General features: G+C 73.5%; 12 protein-coding genes. All 12 read right to left on the bottom strand.

The window, feature by feature from the left end; translation table 11 throughout:
- Positions 1-39: 39 nt before the first annotated feature.
- Positions 40-1,293, bottom strand: coding sequence for a phenylacetate--CoA ligase family protein (locus OG715_RS09575; protein ID WP_266275543.1), 1,254 nt, complete (start codon positions 1,291-1,293; stop codon positions 40-42).
- 18 nt (positions 1,294-1,311) lie between these two features.
- On the bottom strand, positions 1,312-2,190 hold the full coding sequence (locus OG715_RS09570) for an SDR family NAD(P)-dependent oxidoreductase (RefSeq protein ID WP_266275545.1): 879 nt from the start codon (positions 2,188-2,190) through the stop codon (positions 1,312-1,314).
- Positions 2,187-3,518: an MFS transporter gene (locus OG715_RS09565; RefSeq protein WP_266275546.1), complete on the bottom strand. Its 1,332-nt coding sequence runs from the start codon at positions 3,516-3,518 to the stop codon at positions 2,187-2,189. The genes OG715_RS09570 and OG715_RS09565 overlap by 4 nt, the downstream gene beginning before the upstream one ends.
- On the bottom strand, positions 3,515-4,816 hold the full coding sequence (locus OG715_RS09560) for a phenylacetate--CoA ligase family protein (RefSeq protein ID WP_266275547.1): 1,302 nt from the start codon (positions 4,814-4,816) through the stop codon (positions 3,515-3,517). Before OG715_RS09560 ends, OG715_RS09565 begins: the two co-directional genes overlap by 4 nt.
- Positions 4,813-5,940 carry an ATP-grasp domain-containing protein gene (locus tag OG715_RS09555; protein ID WP_266275549.1) on the bottom strand — a complete coding sequence of 376 codons (1,128 nt, stop codon included), beginning with the start codon at positions 5,938-5,940 and terminating at the stop codon, positions 4,813-4,815. Before OG715_RS09555 ends, OG715_RS09560 begins: the two co-directional genes overlap by 4 nt.
- Positions 5,937-7,433 (bottom strand): KamA family radical SAM protein, encoded by a 1,497-nt coding sequence (locus OG715_RS09550; protein WP_266275550.1) that lies wholly within the window; start codon positions 7,431-7,433, stop codon positions 5,937-5,939. Before OG715_RS09550 ends, OG715_RS09555 begins: the two co-directional genes overlap by 4 nt.
- A 7-nt stretch (positions 7,434-7,440) precedes the next feature.
- A complete protein-coding gene (locus OG715_RS09545; protein ID WP_266275551.1) occupies positions 7,441-9,243 on the bottom strand; it encodes a class I adenylate-forming enzyme family protein in 1,803 nt (600 codons plus the stop codon).
- 155 nt (positions 9,244-9,398) lie between these two features.
- Positions 9,399-10,826 (bottom strand): flavin monoamine oxidase family protein, encoded by a 1,428-nt coding sequence (locus OG715_RS09540; RefSeq protein ID WP_266275553.1) that lies wholly within the window; start codon positions 10,824-10,826, stop codon positions 9,399-9,401.
- Complete coding sequence (locus tag OG715_RS09535; RefSeq protein WP_266275555.1) at positions 10,823-11,065, bottom strand: acyl carrier protein; 243 nt, start codon at positions 11,063-11,065, stop codon at positions 10,823-10,825. Before OG715_RS09535 ends, OG715_RS09540 begins: the two co-directional genes overlap by 4 nt.
- A 207-nt stretch (positions 11,066-11,272) precedes the next feature.
- Positions 11,273-12,790, bottom strand: a complete 1,518-nt coding sequence (locus OG715_RS09530) for an amino acid adenylation domain-containing protein (RefSeq protein WP_266275557.1) — start codon at positions 12,788-12,790, stop codon at positions 11,273-11,275.
- 621 nt (positions 12,791-13,411) lie between these two features.
- The gene (locus OG715_RS09525) at positions 13,412-14,473 is read right to left on the bottom strand and encodes a class I SAM-dependent methyltransferase (protein WP_266275559.1); all 1,062 of its coding nucleotides are present in this window, start codon (positions 14,471-14,473) and stop codon (positions 13,412-13,414) included.
- 147 nt (positions 14,474-14,620) lie between these two features.
- Positions 14,621-15,337 (bottom strand): chitinase, encoded by a 717-nt coding sequence (locus OG715_RS09520; protein WP_266275561.1) that lies wholly within the window; start codon positions 15,335-15,337, stop codon positions 14,621-14,623.
- Positions 15,338-15,493 lie beyond the last annotated feature (156 nt).

The following is a 15,493-nucleotide window of genomic DNA, read 5'->3' as shown; positions in this document are numbered from 1 at the left end:
GGCCGGGGGAGTGGATCTCCCCCGGCCCACCGCCGCCCGTCAGGCCGGCGGGCGCTCGTCCACGACCTGCTGGAGCTTGCCGGTGCGCGGGTTGGTGGCCAGCTCGGAGCGGGGCACCCACTCCACCTCCAGGTCGTGGATCACCCCGGCCGCCACGTCGTCCGGGTAGAGCGGCCGGGCCCGGTACACCGCCTCGACCAGCCGCTCGGCCAGTCCGGCGGGGGGCTCCTCGGTGTATCCGAGCCGCAGCACCAGCCCGTCCTTGCCGTCCCAGCGGCGCTGCACCATCTGCATCCCGGAGATCACCTGGTCCGGGTCGTGGGCGAGCAGGACGGCGCGGATCTCCTCGGTCGGCATCGCCACGGTGCCCACCCGGGCCCCCTCGACCGACCGTCCGACCAGCCGGAACCGGCCGCGCTCCAGGTCCACCCACTCGGCCCGGTCGCCGGTCGGGTAGCGCAGGATCGGCATCAGGGTGCGGAACAGGTTGGTGACCACCACCCTTCCCGGTACCCCGAGTTCGGTGATCGGCTCGCCGGTGGCGTCGTCGACCAGCTCCACCACCGTCCGGTTCGGGAAGGCCTCGTGCACCCGGACGTCGTCGCCGGGCACCGGCGCGCCGACCAGGCCGGCGTCCACCGAGGCGTAGCCGATGGAGGCGACGGCCGCGTTGGGGAACGCGCGGGAGAGGATCGGCCGCAGGTCGGCGAAGAGCAGGTCCCCGCCGAACAGCAGGAGTTGGATCCGCTCGGCGACCTGACCGTGCTTGACCAGGTGCTCGGCGACCGAGCTGAGCTTCATCGGCTCTCCGGCCAGCACGTCCACGCCGAAGTCGTCGATCAGCGCGGCGATGTAGGCGTCGGGAGCGGCGCCGACGGGCAGCCGGACGTTGTCCACGGGGGCGTGGTGCAGGGCGTTCTCGATGTAGAGGAAGCCGCCGTACAGCTCGCCGGCCCAGAACAGGTTGGCGACCCGGTGCCCGGGCTTGAGGCCGGCCTGGACGAGGCCCGCGCCGAAGGCGGTGACCGAGTCGGCGTGCTCGGTGCGCGTCCAGGGGGAGAACTTGGGGACGCCGGTGGTGCCGCCGGTCTTGTAGACGCCGCCGTCGAGCAGCGGCCCGGTCAGCAGGCGGTTGTCCGGCCAGGAGTTGGCGGCCCAGAACGCGGTCTGCTCGATCAGCGGGAGCTGCGAGAGGTGCTCGACGCGCTCCGGCAGGTCCCGGTAGAGCTCGGCGTAGAAGGGGGAGTTGCGGCGGGCGAAGTCGATCAGTTCGGGCAGGGGTTTGGCGGGCACGGGAGAGCTCCTGACGGTTTATCGGTTCGGGTCGGGGCGGCCGATCCAGGTGCGGGCGAGGGTCTGGACGGCCGAGCCGTCCGGGTCGGCGAGCTTCTGCGCCAGGTAGTCGGCGGCCCACGCGTTGGTGGGCACCCGGAAGGCGGGCCGCTCGGCGCGCAGCGTGCGCACCACGACCTCGGCCACCTCCCGGGCGGGCTGCCCGGCGGCCTCCCAGCCCTGGCCGCCGACCCAGCCGAGGTAGTCCTCGAAGGTCGGCGCGTAGGGCCCGGAGGCCGCCCCGATGGTGCGGCGGTCGATGTCGGGGAAGATCCCGAACCGGGTGTCCGGCACGAAGCCGGGCACGACGACGGAGACCCGCACGCCGTGCGCGCCGGCCACCGGGGCGAGGCTCTCCATGAACCCCTCGACGGCGGCCTTGGCGGCGCAGTACGCCTCGTTGAACGGCTGGCCGACCACGCCGTGCACGCTGCCGATGGTGACCAGCCGGCCGCCGGAGGCGCGCAGCAGCGGCAGGGCGGCGCGGCTGACGGCGATCACGCCGAAGAAGTTCACCTCCAGATTGGCCCGCAGCGCGGCGTCGGTGGACATCTCCAGCGTGGGGTCGAAGTTGGAGACGCCTGCGTTGTTGACCACCGCGTCCAGCCGCCCGTGGGTCTCGGTCACGCCGTCGACGCAGGCGGCGACGGAGGCGGCGTCGGTGACGTCGAGCCGGCGGACGTCCAGCTCGACCCCGGCCTCCTCGGCGGCCTTCCGCAGGTCGTCGGCGCGGTCCGGGTCGCGCAGGGTGGCCACGGTGGTGAACCCGGCCCGGGCGGCGGCCACGGCGGTGGCCAGGCCGATGCCGGAGGAGCAGCCGGTGACGAGCAGGACCTCGCTGGCCGGTCCGGTGCTCATGGCGTACTCTCCGTCAGCTCGGGCTCGGGCTCAGGGTCGGGCTCTGACTTGGGCTCGGGTGCGGCGTCGGCCGCCTGCGGCTCCGCCTCGCGGGCGGCGGCGTCCAGCCGGGACTGGATGCCGAGGGCGGGCAGGAAGGAGCAGGCGGCCAGCAGCGTGCCGCCGGCCATCACCCAGCGCGCCGCGTCCAGGATCCCCAGCGGATCGGTGAGCGCGGACACGGCGAGGCCGCCGACCAGCGCGGCGAGCGGGATCACGCCCCAGGTGACGGTGCGGAACGCCGCGTGCATCACGCCCTGGTGCTCGGCGGACATCCGGGACTGCCGGGTGGGCGCGCTGCACACGTTGATGCAGGACATGAAGAAGCCGTAGCAGCCCATGGTCACCGCGATCACGAGCACGGCGGGCAGCGCGGGCGCGGCCAGCACGCCCAGCCCGACCAGGCAGTGCAGCAGCAGCGACCAGGCCAGGGTGCGGCCCAGGCCCAGCCGTCGGCTGATCCCGGGGGCGACCACGGCGCCGGTGAGCGCGCCGACCGCGCCGACCGACATGGCGGCGCCGAACTGGCCGACCGAGACGTCCAGGCCCCGGTAGGCGAGCACGGGCAGCACGGTGACGAAGATCGGCCCGCCGGAGTTGAGGGTGACCGCGGCCAGCACCACCCGGCGCAGCACCGGGTCGGCCCAGTTCATCCGGAAGCCGGCCGTCAGCCGCTCCCAGACGGTGCCCTCGACGACCGTGCGCCCGCCCCACGGCTGCATGTAGCGGAAGCAGGTGGCGGAGATCAGGTAGCTGGCGGCGTCCACCACCAGGGCGCCCACGCCGAGCGCGCTGTAGAGCCCGGCGGCGATCGAGGGCCCGGCCACCTCGGCGACCGAGTTGCTGCCCTCCAGCCGGGAGTAGGCGGGCACCATCTTCTCCTCGGGGACCACCGCGGGGACGGCGATCAGGTACCCGACGTTGAAGAAGATGGTGGCGCCGCTGATCACGGCCACGCAGCCGAACAGCAGCGGCGTGGAGAGGAGGTCCAGCCAGTACGCGAGCGGGATCACCAGGACGGCGGCCAGCCGGAGCAGGTCGCAGACCAGCATCGTGCGGCGCTTGTCCCAGCGGTCCACCAGCACGCCGGCGATCGGGCCCAGCAGCGGGATGCCGAGGTACTGGGCCATCGCCACCACGCCGACCTGGAGGGCGGAGGCGTGCAGGACGAAGATCATCAGGGTGGGGACGACGAACACGGTGATCCGGTCGCCGACCACGCTGACGGTCTGGCCGGCCCAGAACAGGTTGAAGCCGCGCCCGAGGTCCGCCGGCTTTCGCAGCTTCACGAGGCCTCCTCGGCGACGGGGGCCTCCTGGGTGGCCTCGGCGGCATCCGGAGCCCCGGTGTTCTCGGTGTTCTCGGCGGCGCGGACCACCAGCGAGGCCGTCTTGCCGGTGCGGTCGTTGCTGACCAGCGCGTCGACGACCCGGACCGTGACGTGCTCGGGGTCGTGCTGGAACGCGGTGCTGAGGGTGAACGTCCCGGCCAGCAGCTCGGCCCGCAGCGCCGCCGGGTCCACCTCGGCGGCCGGGTCGGCCAGCAGCAGCACCTCCACCCCGGTGGCCCGGCCGCCGTCCTCGGTGACCACCACCTGGGCGCGCGAGACGCCCGGCTCCCGCTCGGCCCGGGCGACCAGCTCGTCCACGTGCAGGCCGAGGCCGCGCACCTGGACGACGTTGTCCCGCCGCCCCAGCACCCGCATCGCGGCACCCGGCCGCCCGCACGGGCAGGTGGTCAACTCGCCCGCGTCACCGGTGCGGTAGCGCAGCACCGGGTTGAGCATCTCGGGGTCGAGGGTGGTGAAGTCCAGCAGCCCGTCCGCACCGGCGTGCACCAGCTGGGTGGGCAGCGGGTGGAAGGTGTCGGCCGGGCAGTCGGGCGTGTTGGTGCCGACCACCCAGGTCTCGGTGGAGCCGAACATGCCCCAGCGGCGGGCCCCGGGCGCGACCACCGCGAGGTCCTCCTCCAGCTGCGGCTGCCAGGCCTCGCCCAGCCACAGCACCTTGCGCAGCGAGGGCAGCTTCAGCCCGGCCGCGCGGGCCTGCGCGAACCAGAGCCGCAGCACGCTCGGGGTGCCGCCGATCGCCGTCGCCCCCCGGTCGGCGAGGAAGCCCAGCCAGTCCGGGTACTCCTCGCGGGTGATCGAGCCGAGCGCGATCACCCGGCAGCCGGCCCGGTCGGCCAGCGCGGCGGCCAGGAAGTGCGCGCCCCACATCCGGCCGGCGCCCCAGGCGTTGGCGAACACGTCCTCGCGGTCGAGCACCGGCCAGTGTTCGTGCACCTTGGCCATGTAGAAGCCGGTCGGCGCGTAGCCGACCTTGGGCGCGCCGGTGGAGCCGCCGCTCTGGAACAGCCAGGTGGCGGCCGTGTCCGAGCGCGGCTCCAGGTGGGCGAGGGCGGTGTTCAGGTCGTCCTTGAGCAGCGGTGGCAGCGCGGCCAGCTCGTCCAGGGTGCGGACGGCCGCCGGGCGGTCGGCGTAGCGCGGGGCGAGCGCGGGTACCGTCCGCAGCCGCTCCAGGGTGGCGGCGGCGACGGTCAGTCGCGGTTCGGCCGCGTCCGGCGGCAGGGAGAACGCGTCGGTCATCGGGTTTCCGATCGGGGGGCGGAGGTCGTCGGGGCGGCGGTCGGGGCCGGGGCAGCGGTCGGGGCGCGGTGCGCGAGGGGTGAGAAGAGGCCGGGGGGTGCGGACGGCGTGCCCTTGGCGAGCCACTTGGCGTGGGCGTCCCGGTAGGCGGTGAACCGGGCCCGGACGATGTCCCGCTGGAGCGAGCGGTCCGGGTCGGTGAGGTCCGGGGCGATCACGCCGTCCGGCTCCAGCTCCGAGAACCAGTACTTCTCGCCGTCGAACAGGAAGTCCACGCAGAAGTACGGGATCGCCAGCTTCTTCGCGAAGTACGCCGTGGCCTCGGCTAGTTCGGGCGGGATCGGCGGGAACTCCATCGTCCCGCCCCGGCTGGCGTTGGCCACCGGCGAGCCGGCCTCCGGCACCCGCCGCATCACGGCGTACGGCTCGCCGTCCACCACGTACACCCGGTAGTCGACGGTGCCGTCGCCCAGGTACGGCTGGGCGACGAGGGTGGTGTCGCCGCCCTGGGCGAGGCTGGCCAGGCCGCGGATGTCCTCCGGGCCCCGGGCGAGGTTGATCCCGCCGCCGCCGCACCAGCCGGCGGGCTTGACGATCGCCGGGTAGGTGAGCCGGTCGAGCGCCACCTCGTAGTGGTGCTTGGCGACGTCCCGCCCGGTGCCGATCCGGATCGACGGGATCGGCGGCACCGGCGAGTCGGCCAGGTGCAGCACGGTGGCGACCTTGTCGTTGCCGATCAGCGAGACGTACGGCGGGAACGGCAGGTAGAACCCGGCCTGCTCCAGCACCGCGTACAGCGAGTACTGGTTGAAGACGTCCATCGACTGGTACGGCAGCGAGTACAGCGCGGTGACGAACAGGGTGTCCTGTGGGGTCACCGGCTCCTCGTCCAGGTACACCACCGGGCGGGCCGGGTCGGTGGCGTCCACGGTGACGGCGTCCGGCGAGTGCCGGCACCAGCTGAGGCCCAGCTCCTCGGCGATCTCCTCGTAGAGGTCCCAGAACAAGTACCGCCACGTGGCGGTGGTCCGGGTCGACTCGCGGTCGGGGAAGATCCAGCACATCCGGCGCAGCGGGCCCGGGTCCTGGGGGTCGGTCTGCTGCGGGCCGACGGGGTTGGTCACCGTGCTGCTCCTTCCTGCGGGGCCGGTGCGGCGGCCGCGGCGCGCGCGGTCCGCTCCGTCCACCAGCGGCGGCCGGACTCGGGGAGGGTGTCCACCGGGTCGTAGTAGGGGTGGCGGCGGTCGAGCGGGTCGTCGCCGGTGGGCACGGCGCCGCCCGAGCGGACCTCCAGCGCGGTGCGGTAGTTCTTGGTCCAGTACGAGATGCCGCGCTCGCGGTCGTACGCCACGGCCTGGTGCACCCAGCGCTTGCCGAGCCTCGGCACGTCGCAGACCAGGCGCGGGGTGGCGTAGCCGGGCAGGTAGCCCATGATCGCCTCCTGCAGGTACTGGGCCCGGTGGACGCTGGTGCGCCAGTGCTCGGCGTTGGGGATCATGTCGCAGAGGTAGAAGTAGTAGGGCAGGATGTTCGCCTCGCCCTGGAGGGCGAAGCAGAGGTCGAGCAGGTCCTCCGGGGTGTCGTTGACACCGCGCATCAGCACGCCCTGGTTGCGCACATCCCGCACGCCCGCGTCGAGCAGCGCCCGGGCAGCCTCGGCGACCAGCGGGGTCACCGAGCGCACGTGGTTGGCGTGGGTGTGCACGGCCAGGTTGACGGCCCGGCCGGCCGCGACCGTCGCGACCCGGTGCACGCCCTCCAGCACCTGCGGCTGGAGCCAGTGCTGCGGCAGGCCGACCACCGCCTTGCTGGCGAGCCGGATGTCGCGGACCGACTCCAGCTCCAGCAGCCGCAGCAGGAAGGACTCCAGCTGCGGCCACGGCACATTGGCGAGGTCGCCGCCGGAGACCACCACGTCGCGCACGGTCGGGGTGCGCTTGAGGTAGTCGAGCATCTGCTCCTGCCGGTGGGCCGGCCGCAGCACCAGCCGGGCCTTGGTGACCTGGGGGGTGGAGGTGCCGACGAGGTCCATCCGGGTGCAGTGCCCGCAGTACTGCGGGCAGGTGGAGACCAGTTCGGCCAGCACCTTGGTCGGGTAGCGGTGGGTGAGGCCCTCGACCACCCACATCTCGGCCTCGTGCAGCGAGTCGCGTTCGGCCTTCGGGTGGCTGGGCCACAGCGGGTGCCGGTCGGCGAGCACCGGCAGCATGTATCGGCGCACCGGGTCGGCCAGGAACGCGGCGGTGAACGCCGCCGGGGTGGTGGGGGAGTGCGCGGCCATGGTGTTCAGCAGCTGCGGCGGCAGCAGGATCGGCATGGTCGCGAACTCGGCCTGGTCGGCGGCGAGTTGCTCGTAGAACTCGGGGGTGAGCAGATCGCCGACGACGGCCCGGAGCTGGCGGGCGTTCTTGACGCAGTGCGCGCGTTGCCACTGGGCGTCGCGCCACTGCGCCTCGGTGACGTCGCGCCAGCCGGGCAGTCGGCGCCAGTCCGGCTCCACCAGCCGGGTGCGGACGTACTGGTACGGCTGCGGGGGCGGGGCGGGTGCCGCCGGTGGCGGTGGTAGTGGTCCCGGTGCGGTGGCGGTGCGCGCGGGGGACACGAGGTGGTCGGTCATTCCCGTGCTACTGGGCGGTGAAGAGGGTGGCGAAGCGGGTGCGCAGTTCGCGCTTGAGGACCTTGCCGGTCGGCCCGAGCGGGAAGTCCGCCGCCGCGCGGGCGATCCGGACGGCGGCGAGCGCGGCCAGCCCGGCCCCGGCCAGCGCCTTGTTGGCGGCCTCCAGCACCTCCTCGGCGGTCACGGACTCCGCGTCCTGCTGCAACTGGACGACGGCGAGCGGCCGTTGCCCCTCCCCGGCGGCCCCCGGCACACCGACCACCGAGCAGTCCCGGACCAGCTCGGCGCAGTCCGCCAGCAGCACCTCCTCGACCGGCAGGCTGTAGACCGGCCCGGCCGAGGTGTCGATGACGTCCACGGTGCGGTCCAGGTGGTAGAACCGGCCCTCGGCGTCGCGCCGGGCGAGGTCCCCGGTCAGCCAGTAGCCGGCCAGTTCGAAGCTCTCGGTCAGCCGCGCGTTGTTCCAGTAGCCGGGTGTCCGCGAGGGCGAGTCGATCCCGAGCAACCCGACGGTGCCGTCCGGCAGTTCGTTGCCGTCCTGGTCCAGTACCGCGGCCCGGCGCACCACTTCGAGCGGCTTGCCGACGCAGCGGTCGTTGCGGACGCTCTCCGGCGTGGTGACCTGGCCGAACAGCGCCATGCCCATCTCGGAGGAGCCCAGGCCGTCGACGAACTGCGAACCGGGCAGCGCGGGTTGCTCGGCCTTCTCCTGCGGCAGCAGCCAGGGCCGGATCAGCCCGGCCGGGCGCTCGCCCAGCTGCACCAGCCGGCGGATGTGCCCGTAGTGCGCGCTGTCGCCGGTGTTGAACCAGGAGTGCACCTTGGCCGCGCCGGCCACCGGCAGCTCACCGGTGGCGAGTTCGACGAAGGTGCGCGGGAAGGAGGCGACCATGGTGGGCCGGAACGCCTCCATCACCGGTTCGACCACCGAGCGGCGCCAGTCCGCCATCACCACGGTCGGCAGGCCGAGCAGGGTCGCGGTGAGGAAGTAGCTCAGGCCGCCGGCGTGGGTGTGCGGCATCAGCGACATCAGCCGGTCCTCCGGCTCGGCCGGGAAGCGCACCATGCGCGGCTGCTTGCCGTCCCAGAACTGCCGGTGCGCCAGCACGGTCGACTTCGGCGTGCCGGTGGTGCCGGAGGAGTGGATCAGCGCGACCACGTCGTCCGCCGCGTGCCGGTACGGGTACTCGGCGGGCAGGCCGCCGGACGCGTCGGCGTCGAAGGCCTGGATCTCGGCGGCGAGCGCGATGAACCTCGGGCGGCGCTGCGGGTCCTGGCGGTAGGCGGCGGCGAGGCGGGTGGTGTCGTCGGCGACCACGCCGACCACGCCGACGTGGTTCAGGTAGCGGACCATCACGTCGTGCCGCATGGCGTCGTTGACCAGCGCCGGGACGGCGCCCAGCGCGGTGAGCGCGAGGAAGTGCAGCAGCGGCTCCAGACCCTCGGCGATCACCACCGCCACCGGCTCGCCCGGGCGCACGCCGTTCGCGTGGTACCAGGCGGCGTAGCGGTCGCGCAGGGTGGCGAGGTCCTGGAGGCTGTGGCCGCGCAGCACCACCGCGCCGCGGTGGTCGAGGTGGTGGCTGAAGGCGAAGGGGACGGCGCGGTTGGGGTTCACGGCGAGGGCGTGGTCGAGGAAGTTGCCGGCCCCGAGCCCTGGTTCGGCCATCAGCTGCTCGCGCGCGGCGAGCGGGGCGACCGGGGAGGGGGCGGTGGGCGCGGGGGAGGTGGGCTCGGGGGAGGTGGGTGCGGCGGAGGTGGTCGGGCCGTGGTGCGGGCCGCTGTTCGGGGAGGAACTCTCGTCGCTCATGGCGGTCTCCTGAGGGGGGTGGCCCGCGGTTCTTGTGGAACGGGAGCGCGGGCTGTGTGGTGAGGGAGAACAGGTGCGGGTGTGCGTGCGCGTGCCGGGGAGGTGGTGCCGGTGGTGCCGTGGTTCGGTGGTGCCGTGGTTCGGTGGAGCGGGGGTCAGGCCTCGGCGTCGAGGATCTCCGCGACGACCCGGTGGCCGGAGCGGATCGCGCCCTCCAGCAGGCCGAAGAACTCGGTACTGGTCTCGGTACCGGCCCAGTGCACCCGGCCGTGCGGCGCGGTCAGCGCCGGGCCGAGCCGGGACCAGTCGCCGGGCCCGAACAGGGCCGCGTAACACCCCTTGCTGTACGGCTCGTTCACCCAGTCGGTGCGGTGGAAGCCGATCGGCTCGGGCAGCATCGGGAACAGCGAGGCGGCCTGCGCGACGGCGGCCGCGCGCTGCTCCTCCGGCCCCAGGGCCGCGTAGCGGTGCGCCTCCGCGCCGGTGACGAAGCCGGTGAGCACGCCGACCCGGGACCCGTCCGGCGCGTCGGCCGGCGAGTCGTCCACGGTGGAGAGCAGCGGGCCCCGGGCGTTGACCGACCAGCCGGAGAGCCCGTGCTCGCGCCAGACCGGCGAGGGGTACACCAGGTTGACCTTGACCGCGCAGCCGCGTCCGGTCCGCTCGCCCGCGCGCGGGGCCGGCCGGACGGGCCGCAGGTCGAGCGACTCGGCGAGCAGCGGCGGCAGCGCCACCACCGCGACCTCGGCCCGGTAGACCGCGCCGGCCTCGGTGTGCACGGTGACGCCCTCGCCGTCCTGGACGACGGACCGCACCGGTTCGCCGAGCCGCACCGAACCGGGCCGCCGGTCCGTCAGCCGGGCGGCGAGCCGCTCGCACAGCAGGTGCGCGCCGCCGGCGACCCGGTCCTCCTGGGCACCGCCCTCGAAGGCGTTCAGATAGCGCAGTCCGCCGCCCGAGCGCAGGTAGAAGGCCATGTGCAGGACCGAGACGTCGGCCGGGTCGGCGGCCATCATCTCGCCGAGGAAGAGCGGGAAGAACAGCCGGGCGTCCGGGTGGTCGAGCTCCTGCTCGGCCCACTCGGCGGCGGTGAGGGCGTCCAGCCGCTCGGCGTCCGGGGTGAGCCAGGGCGCCTCCGGGTCGACCTGGGCGGTGAGTTCGGCGAGCCGGTCGAACAGCTCGCCGAGCGCTACCGCGTTGAGCGGCGGGAACCGGCCGTCCCGGGTGGCGAGTTCGCCGTCCGTGCCGGTGGTACCGGCGGCGGGGGAGAGGGCGAACCGGCTCGCGCCGTGCATGGTGGTGGGCGTGGTGGCGAGGCCCAGGTCCTTGATCAGCGCCAGGAGTTCGGTGTGCTTGGCGCCGAGGTAGGCGGCGCCAGCGTCGATCCAGGCGCCGGGCGCGACCTCGATCCCGTGGGTGCGTCCGCCGACCCGCGGGCGCGCCTCCAGCACGGTGACCTCCACCCCGCGCGCGGCCAGCCCCTCGGCGGCGGTCAGACCGGCCGGGCCGGCGCCGATCACCACGGCGGAGGTGACCCGTGCGCGGCCGGGCGTCGTGGGGCCGGGCGTCGTGGGGCCGGTCATCCCGCGGTCGCGATCAGCTCGACCAGACCGGCCGGGGTGGGCGCGAGCACGAAGTCCTCGAAGGACAGCTCGACGCCGTAGGTCCGGGCGACCGCGCTCAGGACGCGGGTGGCGATGAGCGAGTCACCGCCGAGGAGGAAGAAGTCCGAGTCCGCCGCGACGTCGTCCGTCTCCAGTACGCGGCGGAAGATCGTCACCAGGCCGTCCGTGTCGGCGGGGGTGGTGTCTACGCTGCTCAACGAGCATCTCCTTTGACGATCGGGGGGCGGTGCGCCGGTGGGGCACCTGGTGCGGGGGCCGTACGGGTGGGCCCGGGAGGTACGACGGGTGGTACGTCGGGTGGGTACGACGAACGGGCGCGGCTCGGGCTCGTGGTGGGCCGGGCGGCGGTTCTGGCACTCGGGTCGCCGGGGTTGCCGCGGTTGCGGGCGTCCGGGCTTCCGGTTCTAGTGGTGCGCGGGTTCGGGCAGTTGGGCGCCCGTGCCCGCTCCCGTGCCCGCTCCCGCGCCGGCGCCGCGCGCGGAGTGGAGGCGGTGCGAGCCGGCCCGGTCGACCTTGCCGCTCGCCGTGAGCACCAGCTCCGGCACGACGGTGATCCGGCTGGGCACCAGATGGCCGGGCACCCGGTCCCGCAGGTACGTCCGGAGCTCGGCGCCCAGGGTCCCGGCCGCCGCAGCGGCGCGCGGGACGACGTACGCGACCAGCGCGGACCGGCCGGCCAGGGTCGCCCCCGTGACCGCGACGGCGTGCACTCCCGGGTGTCCGGCGAGGTGCGCCTCGACCTCGGCCGGGTCGACCCGGATCCCGCGCACCTTGAACTCGCCGTCCAGCCGCCCCTGGTGGGTCAGCACGCTGTCCGGCGCCCGACCCACCCGGTCGCCGGTGCGGTACCAGCGCACGCCCTCGGCGTCCTCGCCGAAACGGTCCGAGGTGGCCTCCGGCAGGCCGAGGTAGCCGAGCGCGACGGCGGGCCCGCCGATCAGCAACTCGCCCTGCTCGCTGATCCGTTCGTACACATGGGGCAGGGCGCGCCCGATCGGCACCCGGTCGCCGGCCGCCCACGGCCGGTCCCGCGCGGCCGCGAGCGGCCCGTGCAGGTCGACGGCATGGGTGATCAGCGTGGTCTCGGTGGACCCGTAGGTGTTGAGCAGCCGGACCCGCCCGGTGTCCAGGGCGGCCCAGTCGGCGAGCCGGGCCGGATTGGCGGCCTCCCCGCCGATCACCAGCAGCCGGACGCACTCGGGCAGCGCGAGGCGCTCCTCGGCGAGGTGGAGGACCAGTTCGTGCCAGAACGCGGTGGGCAGGTCCAGTACGCCGATCCGCTCCCGTTCCACCAGGCGCAGGAAGCGCGGGAACGAGCCGGAGTGGGCGTCGCGGTCGAGGACGAGCGCGGCGCCGCCGGTGAGGGTCGGGAGGATCTCCTCGAAGCAGGTGTCCCAGTTCAGCGAGGCGAACTGCAGCACCCGGTCCTCGGCGGTGAGGCCGAACAGGGTGCGCAGCGAGTCGACCGCGGCGGAGATCGCCCGGCGTGGTGTGACCACGGGTTTCGGCTGCCCGGTCGAACCCGAGGTGAAGAGCAGGTAGGCCGGCCGCTCCGGCCCGGTCCGCTCCGGCGCGACCTGCGTCCCGGCCCGCGGTTCGGTGGTCGTGCCAGGTAACTCGACCACGCGCACGCCTGGTTGCGCGAGCCCCCCGCCGACCGCCGTCCGGCAGCCGACCGAGGCCAGCATGTCCCGCTGCCGCTGCGGCGGGAACGCCGGGTCGACCGGGCAGTACGCCCCACCGGCCGCGAGGATGCCGAGCAGGGCGACGACGGTGTCCGGCGTGTGGGTCGCCGGAACGGCCACCACACCGGGCGAGGTACCGAGGCGGTGGGCCAAGGTACGTACCAACTCGTCGAGTTGGCGGTAAGTCAGCGCGCCCCCGTGGTGGACGATCGCCGGTCGTTCGGGATATCGGCGCACGGTTTCCGTGAACGCGTCAATCAGGTCGGAACTGGCCCCGTGGATGTTGCGGTTATTTGTCATGCCCGCCCCAAAGAATGCCGTGCGAGCACTTGTTCGGTACTCGGCGGACCGGGACTCTACCGGCCGAGCCTGCGGAGCCACAATGGCTGTTGAGGATGTCGCTTCAAGGATGTGTGGTTGACATGTGAACGGGGCGAGGTCCGTCTCGGCGGTCCCCTGGGGTTCAAGTGACTGCGAAGAGTGACGATTTGGTCACCCGAGGCGCCGGTTTGACGGCGCCGTTCCACGAGGAGATCGCACACCGTCCACTTGGGCGGCCCTTTTCCGCACCGTCGAAATCCCCGATGGTGCAAGCCATTTCCGTGCTGGGCCCGGAGTGTTCGCCCCGGCCGTTGCCGCTGCTCGCGGCCACTCGCTCCGAGCGCGGCCAATTCTCCGACGAATTGACGGACAATCAGCGCAGCCGGTCCGGTCGAAGACGGATGGATCGTCCACCCGTCGACCGCATGCCAAGTTCGCGCCCGGACGGATCCGAAGTACACGTCGTACCGCTCCGACCGGCCCCGGTGCTCCCTGTTCAGCCGTCCGCGACCACGTTCGGCGGTCCACCGGCCACGCTCAGTCGTCCGCGACCACGTTCGCGAGTGGGAGGCCCGCGAAGAAGGCCACCGCCTCCTCGCGCCAGTGCGGGTGCCAGGTCCCGGCCTCGGCGGCTGCCGTCTCGGCGCAGCGGCGCATGTCGGCCCGGAGCTTGCGGTCCACGCCCAGCCGCCGGGCCAGCTCGCGGACCCGCTCGACCGTCGCGGCCGGGCAGTGCGGGTCGCCGAGCGCCGACTCCACCACGGCCCGCTGCTCCTCGTCGGCGGCCGCGAGCAGGGCGCTCACGGCGTAGCTGCGGCGCCCCGCGCGGAGGTCGGCGCCGGTGGACTTGCCGGTGCGTTGGGCGGGCCCGATGCGTTCCATGACCGGGTGTTCGGCGGTGGCCGTCCAGCCGGGGGAGAGGGCGGCGAGGCCGGTGCTGCTGCGGGCGCCGGAGCGGAAGCGGGCGCCGGTGGCGCGGGAGATGGGGTGGACGCCGCTGAGGGCGACCCACGGGTGGAAGAAGTCGGCGGCGAGGCGGGTGCCGGGGCCGAGGTGGCGGCGGGTGTCGGCGAGGAAGCCGGTGACCTCGGCGGGGGCGAGGTGCATCAGGACCCCTTCCGCGAGGACGAGGACGGGTCCGGGCCGGGCCTCCACGACGTCGGTCCACTCCGGCGCGGTGAGGGAGGCCGCGCGGACCCGGGCCCGACTGTCGGGCAGGAGGCGCTCGCGCAGCTCCACCACCTCGGGGACGTCCAGGCCGAGCCGGCGGACGCTCTCGGGCACGGTGTCGGCGAGCCGCTGGTCGCGGGTGCAGAGGCCGATGCCGACGGACAGGACGGTCCCGGTGGGGTGGGTGTGGGCGAAGCGCCGGGTGATGGCGTCGAAGACGACGGCCCGGTGGATCGATCCGACGGCGTTGGAGCGGTCGGTCAGCACCTCGGACTCGCGGAAGCCGGTCTCCTGGAGCACCCGGGTGGCCTGCGGGTCGCTGAACTCACTCCCGGGGAGCAGGCGTTGCGCGTGGGCGCGGCCGTAGAGGGGGGTGAGCAGGGTCATCGCCACGCCACTCAGGCCGTGCACGGGGGAGTCATCTGACATAAGGTTAGGCTTACCTAAGTCGAGGTGCGGGTCAAGTGGCCCGCTCGCCTCGGTGCGGTGCGTGGGGGCCGACGGCGCCGGCCCCCACGCTTCAGCCGTTCGCCGGCTCGGCGGCCTGCCGACTCGGTGGCTCGGCGAGCCGCCGGTTCAGCAGGAGATGTTGCCGCCGCCGACGTCGGTGCCGAGGACGCCGGTGAAGTTGCGGAAGAGGCTGACGCGGTCGTTGCGCTCGTCCGGGTTCCTGCCGTCGCACTCCAGTGCGCCGTTGATGCTGCGGATGGTCTCGCCGAAGCCCTTGTTGTTGACGATGGCGTCGTGCGGGGTCGACCGACCGGCGCCGCTCTGCGTGTTCCAGAACCAGAGCGCGGTCTTCCAGGCGACGGCGGAGTTCCGCTCCACCTGGTACGGGTCGCGCAGCAGGTCGATGTGCAGGGCGTCGCCGGCCGCCTTGTAGTTGAAGTTCCAGCTCAGCTGGAGCGGGCCGCGCCCGTAGTACGCGGACTGCCCGGCCGGACAGCCATAGGGCTGCGAAGTGTCGCAGTAGTGGGGGTAGTTGGCGGTGTTCTGCTCGACGACGTACTTGAGTCCGCCGGTCTCGTGGCTGACGTTGGCGAGCAGCGCGGCCGCCTCGCGCCGCTTGGTGGCGTCGTTCCCGGTGTTGGCGAACGCCGGGTGGGCGCCGAGGGAGTCGACCAGGCCGCCGTAGGTGTAGAAGGCGTTCCGGTTCGGGAACATCTTGTTGAACTGGGCCTCGCTGACCACGAAGGAGGCGGCGGCCGAGGCCGGTTCGATCCGGGCGGCCACGGAGATGGTGCTCAGAACGGCGGCGGAGGCCACCAGGGGCAGGGTGCGGAAGAGCTTCATCGTTCCTCGGTTCGGGAATCGGTCCGTCAATATGCTCACGCGAGTGCTTCGCTGGCGAAGCACCCAAGGCATCATCGGGGGCGAGTCCCGGGAATCCCGATGTGTGAACGCCCAAACCGCTCGTTGGAGTTGAATCCGGTCAACCGCCTGCCACCC

It is taken from the genome of Kitasatospora purpeofusca (assembly GCF_036010405.1).
In the GTDB taxonomy this organism is placed as follows: domain Bacteria; phylum Actinomycetota; class Actinomycetes; order Streptomycetales; family Streptomycetaceae; genus Kitasatospora; species Kitasatospora purpeofusca.
The sequence above is the reverse complement of the archived record's forward strand: the minus strand, read 5'-3'. Positions and strand labels throughout refer to the sequence as shown.